Raw genomic sequence first — 15,834 nt, 5'->3', positions numbered from 1 at the left:
CGAACTGCGTGGGCAGACCGCTCCCCTATCGCAAAGCGCGTGCCACTTTCGGAAAATTCCGTCAAAGCCTTTAGCCATCAGGCTTTCAGTCGTTTTCTGTCAGCCAGCCCTTACAGAATAGATGGCGGATTTCCGCCCTTCCACTGTCAGCAGCCATGGATTTTGGCGGATATCCGCCTTGTTCCGCGTCAACATCCCTGACTAAGATCCGCCATTCAATGGACATGGACCGCCCCATGCGTGAACGCAGCATCGCCAGCCACTTTGCCAATGCCGCCCTGGATGGCGCACGTCGCCGGGGCTACGCCTACTCGGGCTTGCTGCAACGGCTGGGCATCGCCCCGGAGCTGTTGAGCGAACCCAAGGCACGCCTGGCCCCGGAGCAGTTCACCCAGTTGCTGCAAGGCCTGTGGCTGGAACTGGATGACGAATACCTGGGGTTCGGCCAGAGCCGCAGCCAGCGCGGCACCTTCGCCATGATGTGCCACGCGCTGATCCATTGCAGCAACCTGGAAAAGGCCCTCAACCGCGGGTTGCTGTTCTACCGGCTGTTTCCCGAAGGGCCACTGCTGAGTCTTGCGCGCGAGGGCGACAAGGTCCGCCTGAGCCTGGATGCCTCGAATCTCTGGGACCCGGAGCATTTCCTCTGCGAATGCCTGCTGGTGATCTGGCATCGCCTCGGCAGTTGGCTGGTCGGCCAGCGCATCCGCCTGGAACAGGCCACGTTTCAGTACCCGCGCCCCGCCCATGCCAGCGAGTACGACCTGCTGTTCCCCTGCCCGCTGGAATTCCGCGCCCCCACCAGCAGCCTGCTCTTCAGCAGCCGTTACCTGGGCATGCCGTTGTTGCAGGACGAACGGACCCTCAAGCAGTTTCTGCGGCGGGCCCCGGCCGACCTGCTGGCCCGCCCCGATGACGGCGACAGCCTGAGCAGTCAATTGCGCCGCCTGCTCAGCCGCGACGCCAGCCGCTGGCCGGACCTGGAGGCCGTCGCCCAGCATCTGCACATCAGTGCCCAGACCCTGCGGCGGCATCTGCGCGAGGAAGGCACCCGCTTCCAGGAGCTCAAGGATCAACTGCGGCGGGATATCGCCATCTACCATCTGGGCCGTAACGACCTGTCGTTGCAACAGATCGCCGAGCAACTGGGGTTCTCCGAGCCCTCGGCGTTTCACCGGGCATTCAAGAAGTGGACCGGCCTGACCCCAGGCGCCTACCGCGCCCAGGAGTTGTAGGCCATCAGGGCGTCGGGAAGTGGATGCGGAACGATGCCCCGCCCAGGGGTGAGTCACCCAGGGTCAGCTCGGCGTCGTAGCTTTCGATGATGTCCTTGACCACTGCCAGGCCGATCCCCTGCCCCGGATGCTGGCGATCCAGACGTTCGCCGCGCTGGAGAATCCGCGCCCGCTGGTCCGGCGGCACCCCGGGGCCATCGTCCTCGACATACACCTCGATCCCCTGCAAACCACGGCGCAGGCTGATGCGCACCTGGCTCAGGCATAGCCGGTAGGCGTTTTCCAGCAGGTTGCCGAGCAGTTCCAGCAGGGCGCCCTGCTCGATCGGCACATGGCTGAACTCGGGCACATCGATGTCGACCCGCACCCGCTTGTCACGGTAGACCTTGTCCAGGGTGCTGCAGAGGCTGTCGAGCACCGGCCGCAGCTCGACCTGATGTCGCACCAGGCCGCTCTTGCGCAGGCTGGCGCGCTGCAACTGGTAGCTGATCTGCTGGTTCATGCGCTCGATCTGGCTTTGCAGGATCCTCGCCTGGTCGCGGTCCTGCGGACGCTGCGCCATCCCCTCACTGACACCTTGCAGCACCGCCAGCGGCGTTTTCAGGCTGTGGGCCAGGTCGTCCAGGGAATCGCGATAGCGGCTGCGCTGCTCGCGCTCGCTACGCAGCAGGCGGTTGAGGGAGCCGGTCAGGCGCAACAGCTCGCGCGGATGCTCCTCGCTGAGGCTCTGCAGTTCACCGCTTTCGATCTCGTCCAGTTCCTGGCTCAGCCGCCGCAACGCCCGCAGGCCCCAGGTCAGACCGATCCACAGCAACGCCAACAGCACCGACAGCGCCGCGCCGAAGCCCAGGTAGAGCTTCTCGCGCAGGCCGGCGAGGGTCATCTTGTATTCACGCATCGGCTGCAGGGCGACGAAGCTGTAGGCCGCGCTCTTGCCGCCCAGCAGCTTGACCTCGACGTCATAGACGAAGAACTCGTTGCCGTTGTCTTCGCGGATCTTCGCGAATTCGTTGCCCCGGCCGTCATAACGCGGTTTGTAGTTGATGTTCTCTTCCTGGGTCGCCCGCGAGCGCCAGACCAGGCGACCGTCGCGGTCGTAGATATAACCGAGCAGGCGACTGTCCGGCAGGTTGAACTGCTCGTCGGGCAGCAGGGTGGGCATCTGCAGTTGCTTCTTGTTGTCCACCCGCGCCGCGGAAATCAGCGTGGTGACATCCGAGGCCAGCCGCTGCTCGATAGCGTCCTGCAAGGCCAGACTGAAGGCCCCCTGCATCGCGGGCAGCAGCGCCAGCATGAACAGAATCGCCAGGGTCGTGGCGGCCAGCATCAGCCGCACCCGTAGCGAACGAATCATCGGCAGCGCTCGTTGAACATGTAGCCCAGGCCACGCACGGTATCGATCGGCTTGAAGCCGACCGGCCCCTCCAGCTTGCGCCGCAGGCGACCGACCAGCACCTCGATCACGTTCGGATCACGCTCGTCGTCATCCGGGTACAACTGTTCCATCAGACGGTCCTTGGCGACCACCTGCTGATGGTGGCGCATCAGGTACTCGAGGATCCGGTACTCATAGGCCGTCAGGGCCAGCGGCTGCTCATCGAGCGAGGCCTGCTTGCGGTTGAGGTCGAGCAACAGGGGACCGGCGGTGATGGTCGACTGGGTAAAACCGCTGGAGCGCCGCAGCAAGGCGTTCATCCGCGCCTCCAGCTCCTCGAACTGGAAAGGCTTGACCACATAGTCATCGGCCCCGGCGGCCAGCCCCTCGACCTTGTCCTGCCAATTGCCGCGAGCGGTCAGGATCAGGATCGGGAAGGCCTTGCCACGGGTGCGCAACTGGCGGATCAGGTCCAGCCCGCCCATGCCGGGCAGGCCAAGATCGATCACCGCCAGGTCATGATTGAACTGTTCGGTCTGGTACAGCGCCTCATCGGCATTGCCCACCGCCTCGACCACATGGCCGCTGTCGGTCAGCCGGGTCTGCAAGTGATGGCGCAGCAACGCCTCATCTTCTACCACCAGCAACTTCATAACGCTCTCCAACGATACGGGCATTGCATCACCACTAACGGTAACTCAGTTCTGCCAAAGTGTTTCGTAAAAGATACGGCCAACCAGCACTTGCAGACCCGGCGCATCATCACCGTTACAGGGTACCCAAGTGGCCCTGAACTCCCCCTGAACACAGCCCGAATCGAATTCGCCACTATCCAGCCCCGGCCCGAGCCGGCAGAATGTCCGGCATGAATCCACCCCATATCCTCCCCGCCTGCTGCACACCACTCGACGACCATTGGCCGCTGCCCGTGGCCGTGCCCCACAGCGTGCTGCTGGGCACCCACTTCGACCCGACACGACTGGCGCCGGACGACTTCCAGCGCAGCCGGATCGCGGCGCCGGCGAGTATCCAGCGCTCGGTTGCCAAGCGCCAGGCCGAATTCCTCGCCGGTCGCATCTGCGCCCGCGCCGCGCTGTTGAAGCTGGACGGCACCGACTGCGTACCGGCCATCGGGGAAGACCGCGCGCCCGTCTGGCCAGGCCATGCCTGTGGCTCGATCACCCATGGCACCGGGCGGGCCGCCGCCATCGTCGCCGACAAACAGCACTGGCGCGGCCTGGGGATGGACCTGGAAAACCTGTTGCCCCACGAACGGGCCGAACGCCTGGCCGGCGAAATCCTCACGCCGGACGAGTTGCAACGCCTGGCGACCGGCCCCGCCGAACGGGTCTCCCTGGCGGTGACCCTGACCTTCTCGGTCAAGGAAAGCCTGTTCAAGGCGCTGTACCCGCTGGTACTGCAGCGTTTCTATTTCGAGCATGCCGAAGTGCTGGAGTGGGACACACGGGGGCAGGTGCGGATGCGCCTGCTGACCGACCTCTCCGGCGAATGGCGCCAGGGTACCGAGCTGGATGCCCAGTACGTGGTGCAAGGGGAACATCTGCTGAGCCTGGTCAGCATTGCGGCCTGAATCCGGCGGTGCTCCTCAGACTTTCTCCTGATGCCGCGGCCAGCTCAGGCTGAAACAGGCCCCGCCCAGGTTCTTGCTCTTGCCGATCAGCGCCCGCCCATCGTGCCAGTGAATGATCCGCCGGACGATCGACAACCCCAGCCCATGCCCGCCCGAAGCCCGCGTACGGCTGTTGTCCAGGCGCATGAACGGGGTGAAGATCCGTTCCCAGGCACTCTCCGGTACGCCGGGACCGTCATCCTCGACATCGATCCGGCAACGCAGTTGCCCCACCTGGTAACTGATGCTGACCTGCGACTGCGCATGGCGCATGGCATTCGTGACCAGGTTCTGCAGCGCCCGGTGCAGGTAGCGCGGCTCGGCCTCGACCCAGGCGTCGTCACAGTCTGCCGCCGACAGGCAGATGCCCCGTGAAACCCGGACCTCGGCGCGCAACGGCGCCAGTTCGCCGATCACCTGGTTGACCATGGCATCGAGATCGATGCGCTGAAAGTTCAGCGCCGGCGAGCCCTGCTCCAGCCGCGCATAGGTGAGCATCTCATCCACCAGGCGATCCAGGTCCTGGATATCGTTGTCCATCCCTTCCAGGTATTTGACGCGGGCCTGCTCGGTGGCCGCATCCCCGACCATTTCCAGGCCGAAACGCAGGCGCGCCACCGGCGTACGCAGCTCATGGGAGACCGCCCGCACCAGCTCGCGCTGGATCATCAGCGAACGTTGCAGGTGTTCGGCCATGTCATTGAAGGCCCCGGCCAGGCGCCCGATGGAATCCGCACCGCCGGCCGGGACGCGGGTTTCCAGGCTGCCCTGGGCGATTCGCGTGGCGGCCGAGGCCAGGCCACGCAAGCGCCGCTCCAACTGGCGGACCAGCAGGTAGACGATCAGGCCGATCAGGCTCAGCCCCAGCACCGCGATCAGCACCAGCCACTGCGGCGGATAAGGGTTCATCTGGTACAGCGGGCCGATCTCCAGGACCCAGGGCGTTCCCGCCACCCCGGCAAATACCCGGATCGAATCACCGCCCTTGCCCAGGGCCATGACCGTATCACCCTCGGTGATGCGCCGGCGCTGGTCCTCATCCATGTCCGCCCGGTCGAGCCCCACCAGGCGCATGTCGAAGCCGAAGCCCTTGTCCGTCTTCAAGGCGGCCAGGCGGGCCGGCTGCTCGGCGACCGGGTAGCGCACCAGCTCATCGGCCAGCAGATAGATGGTGGCCCGCGCCAGTTGCTCGCTGATCTGCTGGACGTCCCCGGCCAGCAGCAACTGCTCCTGCTCACTGATCAGGCGGTAGACCCGCGCGGCATGCGGGCCGCTCTGTACCACCAGGGCCTGGCCGCGCAGCACCCGGGTGCGCTGCCCGAGATCGAGGCCGGCGGCACTGATCGACTGCAGCGACAGCGGGATACCCAGCAGGCGCTCCCACACCACCAGGGCCCGACGACGCTCGATGTCGGCCATCGGCTGCAGGTTGTCGGCCATCAGTGAAAAGGTCCCGTGGGCCAGCCGCTCGCGGTACTGCTCGCCACGCACCTCGTTGAGCAGGTGAAAGGCCAGCACGCCAAGCAGCGCCACCAGCACCAGGGCGGCACACATGCCGCCATAGATGCGCAGGAAGATCGAGTTCACAGGACCCGTTCTGCCGCCGCTTCCGGCACGAACAGATAGCCCTTGCTGCGAATGGTCTTGATCAGCCGCGGGTGTTCGGGGTCATCACCGATCTTCGGGCGGATGCGCGAAATGCGCACATCGATGGAGCGGTCCTGGCCGTCGTAGCCGATGCCCCTCAGCGCGGTGAAGATCTCTTCCCGGGACAGAATCCGCCCGGCGTTGGCCACCAGCAGCCACAGCAGGTCGAATTCGGCACTGGTCAGTTCGATGCCGGCCTGGTCCAACCAGGCCTCGCGCAGGGCCTCATCGATCACCAGCGGGCCGAACTGCAGGCGGCGGACCGGCGGCGTGGCGCCCTCGGACGGCTCGCTGCGCCGCAGCAACGCCTGGATCCGCGCCAGCAGCAGGCGCGGGCGTACGGGCTTGCAGACGTAGTCGTCGGCGCCCAGGTCCAGGCCCTGGATCTGGTCGAGGTCATCGGTACGCGCGGTGAGCATGAGGATCACCCCGTCATACGTATCACGGACCCTGCGGCAGATGCTCAGGCCGTCCTCGCCGGGCAGCATCAGGTCGAGGATCACCAGGTCCGGCTGCTCGCGCACGATTCGCTCGACCGCCAGGGCGCCGTTGCCCTCGATGGAAACCCGCAAGCCATTGCCCTCGAGGTACTCGCGGGTCAGTTCGGCCAGACGCTCGTCATCCTCGACTATCAATACCTGCCAGGCCTCTTGCTCCACGGGCTACCTCTACGTACGCATATCGGTTGGGAAAGGCTCCGTCCGTCTTTTTGTAATGATTCGGGCGGATGATCAAAGCATGTGACCGGCCGATTGTAGCAACGGTGCGGCAATAGCACACAGGCTTGAATCAGCACTCGGTAACAGGCTTTTTCTGTGATAGGGTTCGCGCCCGCAAAAATCCGTCACGGACGTTTGCAGGCGGTAAAAAACAGTGACAAACGGTCCGATCCAGTGCTGCTGCGGCCTACGCGCGACTTCAGCCTTTCATACACAAATTACGCACAGTCTTATCCACAGGTAGTCCGTTGCAATCCCCCCCAAAAACGCATTATCTTGTACCCCCGTGGAAAAAAAACCCTACATCTAGGGTTTCTCCACCTCAAGCCCCAACATATTTCGGACGAAAAACTCAAGCTTTTTTCTTGCTCCCGAGGGGTTGAACTAAACAGATTTTTCGAAGACCAAACCGCGCCTGCGGATGGCAGCCTTTTCCCCCTGTTGCGCGGGAAAACGGTACGGGTGTTGCAGTAGCAAGCTGTCAACCACCAGGAATTCGGCAGCGGGTCGCTGACCCGCCGCCAGCGAAACTTCGGCAAGGAAGCGGAGCCAAAAGCCCCCTTCCTACTGTCCCGAAGTGGTTATGCCCGACGACACTCGTCGGTTGTAGTGCTTCAGGACGGAACGGTGGGCACCTTCATGGTGCCCAAACAAACATAAAGAACGTGGAGACACCCATGCAAACCGACACAACTCGCGAGAACCCGCAGGGCACTGTGCCGCAGGCTTCCGATTCGAATCTGGATCTGTCCGCCACCGCGCCGGGCCAACTGCGCGTGATCAAGCGTAACGGCACTGTCGTTCCTTACACCGATGACAAGATCACCGTCGCCATCACCAAAGCGTTCCTTGCAGTTGAAGGCGGCACCGCCGCTGCCTCGTCGCGCATTCACGACACCGTGGCGCGCCTGACCGAACAGGTTACCGCCACCTTCAAGCGCCGCATGCCTTCGGGCGGCACCATCCACATCGAGGAAATCCAGGACCAGGTCGAACTGGCCCTGATGCGTGCCGGCGAGCAGAAAGTCGCCCGCGACTACGTGATCTACCGTGACTCGCGTGCCAAGGAACGCGCCACCCGCGCGCCGGCCGAAGAGCCGGTCAACGCTCACCCGTCGATTCGCATCACCCGCGCCGACGGCAGCCTCGCCCCACTGGACATGGGCCGCCTGAGCACCATCGTCAGCGAAGCCTGCGAAAGCCTGGAAGAGGTCGACGGCGACCTGATCCAGCGCGAAACCCTGAAGAACCTCTACGACGGCGTGGCCCTCAAAGACGTCAACACCGCCCTGGTGATGACCGCCCGCACCCTGGTGGAGCGCGAGCCGAACTACTCGTTCGTGACCGCCCGCCTGCTGATGGACACCCTGCGCGCCGAAGCCCTGGGCTTCCTCGGCGTGGCCGAAAGCGCCACCCACCACGAGATGGCCGACCTGTACGCCAAGGCCCTGCCGGCCTACGTCGCCAAGGGCATCGAGTTCGAACTGCTGAACCCGGTACTGGCCGAGTTCGACCTGGAGAAGCTGGGCAAGGCGATCAACCACGAGCGCGACCAGCAGTTCACCTACCTGGGCCTGCAGACCCTGTACGACCGTTACTTCATCCACAAGGACGGTATCCGCTTCGAACTGCCGCAGATCTTCTTCATGCGCGTGGCCATGGGCCTGGCGATCGAAGAGAAGCAGCGTGAAGAGCGCGCCATCGAGTTCTACAACCTGCTGTCGTCCTTCGACTACATGGCTTCCACCCCGACCCTGTTCAACGCCGGTACCCTGCGTCCACAGCTGTCGAGCTGCTACCTGACCACCGTGCCGGACGACCTGTCGGGCATCTACGGCGCGATCCACGACAACGCCATGCTGTCGAAATTCGCCGGCGGCCTGGGCAACGACTGGACACCGGTCCGCGCGCTGGGTTCGTACATCAAGGGCACCAACGGCAAGTCCCAGGGCGTCGTGCCGTTCCTGAAAGTGGTCAACGACACCGCCGTGGCGGTCAACCAGGGCGGCAAGCGCAAGGGCGCGGTCTGTGCCTACCTGGAAACCTGGCACATGGACATCGAAGAGTTCATCGAGCTGCGCAAGAACACCGGTGACGATCGTCGTCGTACCCACGACATGAACACCGCCAACTGGATCCCCGACCTGTTCATGAAGCGTGTCTTCGACGACGGCAAGTGGACCCTGTTCTCGCCATCGGAAGTGCCGGACCTGCACGACCTGACCGGCAAGGCCTTCGAAGAGCGCTACGAGTACTACGAAGCCCTGACCGAGTACAACAAGATCAAGCTGTTCAAGGTGGTCCAGGCCAAGGACCTGTGGCGCAAGATGCTCTCGATGCTGTTCGAGACCGGCCACCCATGGCTGACCTTCAAGGACCCGTGCAACCTGCGCAGCCCGCAGCAGCACGTGGGCGTGGTTCACAGCTCGAACCTGTGCACCGAGATCACCCTGAACACCAACAAGGACGAAATCGCCGTCTGCAACCTGGGCTCGATCAACCTGCCGAACCACATCGTCAACGGCCAGTTGGACACCGCCAAGCTGCAGCGCACCGTGAACACCGCCGTACGCATGCTCGATAACGTCATCGACATCAACTACTACTCGGTGCCACAGGCGAAGAACTCCAATCTCAAGCACCGTCCGGTCGGCCTGGGCATCATGGGCTTCCAGGACGCGCTGTACCTGCAGCACATCCCTTACGGTTCCGATGCGGCCGTGCAGTTCGCCGACCAGTCGATGGAAGCGGTGAGCTACTACGCGATCCAGGCTTCCTGCGACCTGGCCGACGAGCGTGGCGCCTACGAGACCTTCCAGGGCTCGCTGTGGTCCAAGGGCATCCTGCCGCTGGATTCGCAACAGATCCTGATCGAGGCCCGTGGCCAGAAGTACATCGATGTCGACCTGAACGAAACCCTGGACTGGGCGCCGGTACGTGCCCGCGTGCAGAAAGGTATCCGCAACTCGAACATCATGGCCATCGCACCGACCGCGACCATCGCCAACATCACCGGCGTATCGCAGTCGATCGAACCGACCTACCAGAACCTGTACGTGAAATCGAACCTGTCGGGCGAATTCACCGTGATCAACCCGTACCTGGTTCGCGACCTGAAGGCCCGCGGCCTGTGGGACTCGGTGATGATCAACGACCTGAAGTACTACGACGGTTCGGTACAGCAGATCGAGCGTATTCCACAGGAGCTCAAGGCGCTCTATGCGACCGCGTTCGAAGTGGAAACCAAGTGGATCGTCGACGCCGCCAGCCGTCGCCAGAAGTGGATCGACCAGGCTCAGTCGCTGAACCTGTACATCGCCGGCGCCTCGGGCAAGAAGCTGGACGTGACCTACCGCATGGCCTGGTACCGTGGCCTGAAGACCACCTACTACCTCCGTGCCCTGGCCGCGACCAGCACCGAGAAGTCGACCATCAACACCGGCAAGCTGAACGCTGTTTCCAGCGGCGGCAACCACGGCGACGACTCGGTCCTGGCAGCTCCCGCTGCGGCGGCTGCGCCAGCCGGCCCGGCTCCAGTACCGAAGGCTTGCGCCATCGACGAGCCGGATTGCGAAGCTTGCCAATAAGCCGAGCGGGTGAGCGCCTAACGGCGCGAGCCTGAGAAACCCCCGCCAGGTCCTGGATCTGGCGGGGGTTTTCTTTTGCCCATTGGGAATTTTCACAAGCCATGAAAAACGGCACCCCCGGTGATAAGCCGGGAGTGCCGTTTTTTACCTCAGAAAAGCCCCTGACTGCGGACTTCGCTTATTGCCTGTCAAACCGGAAGGGTGAACGACTCTCCATTATTGGTGTAGAACAGCTCGATCGTGTTACTGCCGCTGTACCAGTCCTTCAGGAAAACCCCCGAGTCCAGGTTGCCATTCTTCACGTCGGTCGCCGAGAAGATATAGGCCCCCAGGTCCGTCCTGACGACCTGGACATCACTGACACTCTGGATGTTCTTCAGTGTCACCGTATCGACACCCGAGGTACCGGTGTCGAGGATGGCCACCATGGTTTTCGAGTAGACGATATAGGCATCGCCGCCTTCACCACCGTAAGCGTCTCCGGAGTTGTGCAGGTTGAGCGTGTCGAAGCCTTCTCCCCCGTGAAGCTCATAGCCATAACCGAGACCACTCAGGGTATCGTTGCCATCACCTCCGATAGCGACACCGGAATACACAGTGATGTTGTCGCTGCCGGCCTCGCCATACAGGATGCTTCCGGCATCGTTGGTGCTGCTGACCATGGTGTCGTTGCCATTGCCGCCGTAGAGCATGTCGGCTTGGGCAGTATTCAGGCCCGATGCCGGTTTCACAGCCGAGGTATCGGTACTGGTGCCACCATAGATGAAGTCGTTGCCGTCCCCGCCGTAGATGGTGTCGTTACCCGCGCCGCCTTCCAGCCTGTTGGAATAGGCGTTGCCAGTCAGCGTGTCATCGAAGTCCGAGCCCATCAGGTTGTCGATGTTGTTGAGCACATCGCCCTGGGCATCGCCACCGGAAGCGGTGCCGTTTTGCAGGTCGATCTGGACTGCATCGCTGCTGGTCAGGTACCAGGCTCCGTCCCCGCGTCCCATACCGTTGAAGGTATCGGCACCCACTCCGCCAATGAAGTTTTCGGCATTGGCCAGGCTGCCTGTGAAGGTATCGGCCTGGTCAGTACCCTGGAAAATCTCGATGGAAGTGTAGGTGTCGCCTGCGGCGATGCCAGTCAGCACGGGTGTGCTCAGGTCGAGCACAATGCCGGAAGTCTCGCTGGCGAAGCTAAGCATGTCCATGCCGGCGCCGCCATCGAAACGATCAGCACCAGCGCCGCCGATGAAGACGTCGCCATAACTGGAACCCTGGATCACCTCGATGCTCTCATAGGTGTCGCCAGCCGCAATCCCGGTATGGATCCCCGTCTTGGTATTGATCGTCACACCCTGGCTGCTGTCACCGTAGCTGACCGTGTCGGTACCGATACCACCGATGAAATGGTCGGCACCGGCACCGCCGTACAGTACATCGTTACCGGTGCCGCCAGTGATGATATTGTCCGAAGCATTGCCGCGGCCAGTGAAGTTGCCTGTACCGATGTAGGTCAGGCGCTCGACGTTGGCTGCCAGGCTCAGGCTGCTCAGCGCAGTCTTGACCTCGTCGTCGCCACCATCTGCCAACTCGACCACCGACACGCCCGTGCCATTGACGAAGTAGGTGTCGTTGCCCTGCCCGCCCATCAGGCTGTGCCCGGAGGTCTGGGCCGTGAGGGAGTCATCGAAGGCCGAGCCGATCACCCGCTCGAAGTTGCTCAGGCGGTCGCCCTGGGCATCACCGCCAGCACTGACCGAGCCGTTGACCAGGCTGACCGTCACCGCCTCCGAGGAACCTGAGTAGTCGATGGTATCGACGCCACCGGCACCGTCGAACTGGTCCGCCGCTGCGCCACTGATGAAGGTGTCGCCATAGCTGGAGCCCTGGATCGTCTCGATCCCCACATAGGTATCGCCTTCGGCGATACCCGTGTTGATCCCGGTCTTGGTGTTGATCACCACGGCAGTGTTGCTGTCGCCGTAACTGGCGGTATCCGCGCCCGCACCACCGATGAACTGGTCGGCGCCGGCACCGCCGTACAGCAGGTCGTTGCCGGTGCCACCGGTGATGATGTTGTCCGACGCGTTACCATAACCGGTGAAGCTACCACCGCCCACATAGGTCAGCCGTTCAACGTTGGCCGCCAGGCTCAGACTGCTCAGGGTAGTCTTGACTTCATCGTCACCTTCACCAGCCGCTTCGACCACCGACACACCCGTGCCGTTGACGAAGTAGGTGTCGTTGCCCTGCCCGCCCACCAGGCTGTGCCCGGAGGTCTGGGCCGTGAGGGAGTCATCGAAGGCCGAGCCGATCACCCGCTCGAAGTTGCTCAGGCGGTCGCCCTGGGCATCACCGCCCGCACCGACCGAACCGTTGACCAGGCTGACCGTCACCGCCTCCGAGGAACCTGAGTAGTCGATGGTATCGACGCCACCGGCACCGTCGAACTGGTCCGCCGCTGCGCCACTGATGAAGGTGTCGCCATAGCTGGAGCCCTGGATCGTCTCGATCCCCACATAGGTATCGCCTTCGGCGATACCCGTGTTGATCCCGGTCTTGGTGTTGATCACCACGGCAGTGTTGCTGTCGCCGTAACTGGCGGTATCCGCGCCCGCACCACCGATGAACTGGTCGGCGCCGGCACCGCCGTACAGCAGGTCGTTGCCGGTGCCACCGGTGATGATGTTGTCCGACGCGTTACCATAACCGGTGAAGCTACCACCGCCCACATAGGTCAGCCGTTCAACGTTGGCCGCCAGGCTCAGGCTGCTCAGGGTAGTCTTGACTTCATCGTCACCTTCACCAGCCGCTTCGACCACCGACACACCCGTGCCGTTGACGAAGTAGGTGTCGTTGCCCTGCCCGCCCACCAGGCTGTGCCCGGAGGTCTGGGCCGTGAGGGAGTCATCGAAGGCCGAGCCGATCACCCGCTCGAAGTTGCTCAGGCGGTCGCCCTGGGCATCACCGCCCGCACCGACCGAACCGTTGACCAGGCTGACCGTCACCGCCTCCGAGGAGCCCGAGTAGTCGATGATATCGACGCCACCGGCACCGTCGAACTGATCCGCCGCTGCGCCACTGATGAAGGTGTCGCCATAGCTGGAACCCTGGATCGTCTCGATCCCCACATAGGTATCGCCTTCGGCGATACCCGTGTTGATCCCGGTCTTGGTGTTGATCACCACGGCAGTGTTGCTGTCACCGTAACTGGCGGTATCCGCGCCCGCACCACCGATGAACTGGTCGGCGCCGGCACCGCCGTACAGCAGGTCGTTGCCGGTGCCACCGGTGATGATGTTGTCCGACGCGTTACCATAACCGGTGAAGCTACCACCGCCCACATAGGTCAGCCGTTCAACGTTGGCCGCCAGGCTCAGGCTGCTCAGGGTAGTCTTGACTTCATCGTCACCTTCACCAGCCGCTTCGACCACCGACACACCCGTGCCGTTGACGAAGTAGGTGTCGTTGCCCTGCCCGCCCACCAGGCTGTGCCCGGAGGTCTGGGCCGTGAGGGAGTCATCGAAGGCCGAGCCGATCACCCGCTCGAAGTTGCTCAGGCGGTCGCCCTGGGCATCACCGCCAGCACTGACCGAGCCGTTGACCAGGCTGACCGTCACCGCCTCCGAGGAACCCGAGTAGTCGATGATATCGACGCCACCGGCACCGTCGAACTGATCCGCCGCTGCGCCACTGATGAAGGTGTCGCCATAGCTGGAGCCCTGGATCGTCTCGATCCCCACATAGGTATCGCCTTCGGCGATACCGGTGTTGATCCCGGTCTTGGTGTTGATCACCACGGCAGTGTTGCTGTCGCCGTAGCTGGCGGTATCCGTGCCCGCACCACCGATGAACTGGTCGGCGCCGGCACCGCCGTACAGCAGGTCGTTGCCCGCACCGCCGGTAATGATGTTGTCCAAGCCATTGCCGTACCCGGTGAAGCTGCCGCTGCCGACATAGGTCAGGCGCTCGACGTTGGCCGCCAGGCTCAGGCTGTTGACTGTGGTTCTGATTTCATCGTCACCTTCGCCAGCCGCTTCGACCACCGACACGCCCGTGCCGTTGACGAAGTAGGTGTCGTTGCCCTGCCCGCCCACCAGGCTGTGCCCGGAGGTCTGGGCCGTGAGGGAGTCATCGAAGGCCGAGCCGATCACCCGTTCGAAGTTGCTCAGGCGGTCGCCCTGGGCGTCACCGCCCGCACCGACCGAGCCGTTGACCAGGCTGACACTCACCGCTGCCGAAGAAGCCGAATAGTCGATGGTGTCGGTACCGCCAGCCCCATCGAACTGGTCCGCCGCCGAACCACTGATAAAGGTATCGTTGTAGCTGGAACCCTGGATCGTCTCGATCCCCACATAAGTATCGCCTTCGGCGATACCGGTGTTGATCCCGGTCTTGGTGTTGATCACCACGGCAGTGTTGCTGTCGCCGTAGCTGGCGGTATCCGTGCCCGCACCACCGATGAACTGGTCGGCGCCGGCGCCACCGTACAGCAGGTCGTTGCCCGCACCGCCGGTAATGATGTTGTCCAAGCCATTGCCGTACCCGGTGAAGCTGCCGCTGCCAACGTAGGTCAGGCGCTCGACGTTGGCTGCCAGGCTCAGGCTGTTGACTGTGGTTCTGATTTCATCGTCACCTTCGCCAGCCGCTTCGACCACCGACACGCCCGTGCCGTTGACGAAGTAGGTGTCGTTGCCCTGCCCGCCCACCAGGCTGTGCCCGGAGGTCTGGGCCGTGAGGGAGTCATCGAAGGCCGAGCCGATCACCCGCTCGAAGTTGCTCAGGCGGTCGCCCTGGGCATCACCGCCCGCACCGACCGAACCGTTGACCAGGCTGACGGTCACCGCCTCCGAGGAACCCGAGTAGTCGATGATATCGACGCCACCGGCACCGTCGAACTGATCCGCCGCTGCGCCACTGATGAAGGTGTCGCCATAGCTGGAGCCCTGGATCGTCTCGATCCCCACATAGGTATCGCCTTCGGCGATACCCGTGTTGATCCCGGTCTTGGTGTTGATCACCACGGCAGTGTTGCTGTCGCCGTAACTGGCGGTATCCGCGCCCGCACCACCGATGAACTGGTCGGCGCCGGCACCGCCGTACAGCAGGTCGTTGCCCGCACCCCCGGTAATGATGTTGTCCAAGCCATTGCCGTACCCGGTGAAGCTGCCGCTGCCAACGTAGGTCAGGCGCTCGACATTGGCTGCCAGGCTCAGGCTGTTGACTGTGGTTCTGATTTCATCGTCACCTTCGCCAGCCGCTTCGACCACCGACACGCCCGTGCCGTTGACGAAGTAGGTGTCGTTCCCCTTGCCCCCACCAGGCTGTGCCCGGAGGTTTGTGCAGTCAGTGTGTCATTGAACGCGGATCCAACAACGCTCTCGATACCCATCAAGGTATCGCCCTGCGCATCACCACCAACCCCCGTCCCTGTAACCAGGTTGACCGTCACCCCAGCAGTCGAATTGGCATACGAAGCAGTATCGGTTCCCGCCCCACCATTCAGAACATCCGCCCCAGCCCCTCCATCAAGCAGATCATTGCCCGCCCGCCATCCAGCGAGTCGTTCCCGGCGAAGCCATACAACTCATCGGCTCCTGTCGTTCCTACCAGCGTATCCGCTCCTGATGTTCCGTTGATCACTGCCATATTTCTT

At 63.3% G+C, this 15,834-nt stretch carries 10 protein-coding genes; 3 read left to right on the top strand and 7 right to left on the bottom strand.

Annotation, left to right across the window (positions count from 1 at the left end; all coding sequences use genetic code 11):
• The first annotated feature begins 236 nt into the window (after positions 1 to 236).
• Positions 237 to 1,235 (top strand): AraC family transcriptional regulator, encoded by a 999-nt coding sequence (locus tag ACM62G_RS19100; RefSeq protein ID WP_419735345.1) that lies wholly within the window; start codon positions 237 to 239, stop codon positions 1,233 to 1,235.
• Between the two features lie 4 nt (positions 1,236 to 1,239).
• Here ACM62G_RS19100 and ACM62G_RS19095 read toward each other — a convergent pair whose 3' ends face one another.
• Positions 1,240 to 2,589 (bottom strand): ATP-binding protein, encoded by a 1,350-nt coding sequence (locus tag ACM62G_RS19095; RefSeq protein ID WP_273825929.1) that lies wholly within the window; start codon positions 2,587 to 2,589, stop codon positions 1,240 to 1,242.
• Positions 2,586 to 3,263, bottom strand: coding sequence for a response regulator (locus tag ACM62G_RS19090; protein WP_054057130.1), 678 nt, complete (start codon positions 3,261 to 3,263; stop codon positions 2,586 to 2,588). The genes ACM62G_RS19095 and ACM62G_RS19090 overlap by 4 nt, the downstream gene beginning before the upstream one ends.
• 212 nt (positions 3,264 to 3,475) lie before the next feature.
• Here ACM62G_RS19090 and ACM62G_RS19085 point away from each other — a divergent pair, with 212 nt between their 5' ends.
• A complete protein-coding gene (locus tag ACM62G_RS19085) occupies positions 3,476 to 4,201 on the top strand; it encodes a 4'-phosphopantetheinyl transferase family protein (RefSeq protein WP_419735344.1) in 726 nt (241 codons plus the stop codon).
• A 15-nt stretch (positions 4,202 to 4,216) separates the two neighbouring features.
• Here ACM62G_RS19085 and ACM62G_RS19080 read toward each other — a convergent pair whose 3' ends face one another.
• Together ACM62G_RS19080 and ACM62G_RS19075 are read right to left on the bottom strand one after the other, a co-directional pair.
• Positions 4,217 to 5,827: an ATP-binding protein gene (locus tag ACM62G_RS19080; RefSeq protein ID WP_419735343.1), complete on the bottom strand. Its 1,611-nt coding sequence runs from the start codon at positions 5,825 to 5,827 to the stop codon at positions 4,217 to 4,219.
• On the bottom strand, positions 5,824 to 6,546 hold the full coding sequence (locus ACM62G_RS19075; RefSeq protein WP_273825926.1) for a response regulator: 723 nt from the start codon (positions 6,544 to 6,546) through the stop codon (positions 5,824 to 5,826). Before ACM62G_RS19075 ends, ACM62G_RS19080 begins: the two co-directional genes overlap by 4 nt.
• A gap of 737 nt (positions 6,547 to 7,283) precedes the next feature.
• On the opposite strand from ACM62G_RS19075, the gene ACM62G_RS19070 reads away from it, so the two are divergent.
• Positions 7,284 to 10,193, top strand: a complete 2,910-nt coding sequence (locus tag ACM62G_RS19070) for a ribonucleoside-diphosphate reductase subunit alpha (protein WP_054057126.1) — start codon at positions 7,284 to 7,286, stop codon at positions 10,191 to 10,193.
• Positions 10,194 to 10,381: 188 nt separating this feature from the next.
• Here the strand turns inward: ACM62G_RS19070 and ACM62G_RS19065 are convergent, their stop codons facing one another.
• From ACM62G_RS19065 to ACM62G_RS19055, 3 genes are read right to left on the bottom strand one after another with little or no spacing between them, the layout of a single operon-like run.
• Positions 10,382 to 15,454 carry a beta strand repeat-containing protein gene (locus ACM62G_RS19065; protein ID WP_419735342.1) on the bottom strand — a complete coding sequence of 1,691 codons (5,073 nt, stop codon included), beginning with the start codon at positions 15,452 to 15,454 and terminating at the stop codon, positions 10,382 to 10,384.
• Complete coding sequence (locus tag ACM62G_RS19060) at positions 15,391 to 15,714, bottom strand: hypothetical protein (protein WP_419737540.1); 324 nt, start codon at positions 15,712 to 15,714, stop codon at positions 15,391 to 15,393. Before ACM62G_RS19060 ends, ACM62G_RS19065 begins: the two co-directional genes overlap by 64 nt.
• Positions 15,681 to 15,827, bottom strand: coding sequence for a hypothetical protein (locus ACM62G_RS19055; protein ID WP_419735341.1), 147 nt, complete (start codon positions 15,825 to 15,827; stop codon positions 15,681 to 15,683). The genes ACM62G_RS19060 and ACM62G_RS19055 overlap by 34 nt, the downstream gene beginning before the upstream one ends.
• Between the last annotated feature and the right edge of the window lie 7 nt (positions 15,828 to 15,834).

The sequence above is a fragment of the Pseudomonas sp. COR18 genome, assembly GCF_048568395.1.
Classification (GTDB): Bacteria; Pseudomonadota; Gammaproteobacteria; order Pseudomonadales; family Pseudomonadaceae; genus Aquipseudomonas; species Aquipseudomonas fuscovaginae_B.
The sequence above is the reverse complement of the archived record's forward strand: the minus strand, read 5'-3'. Positions and strand labels throughout refer to the sequence as shown.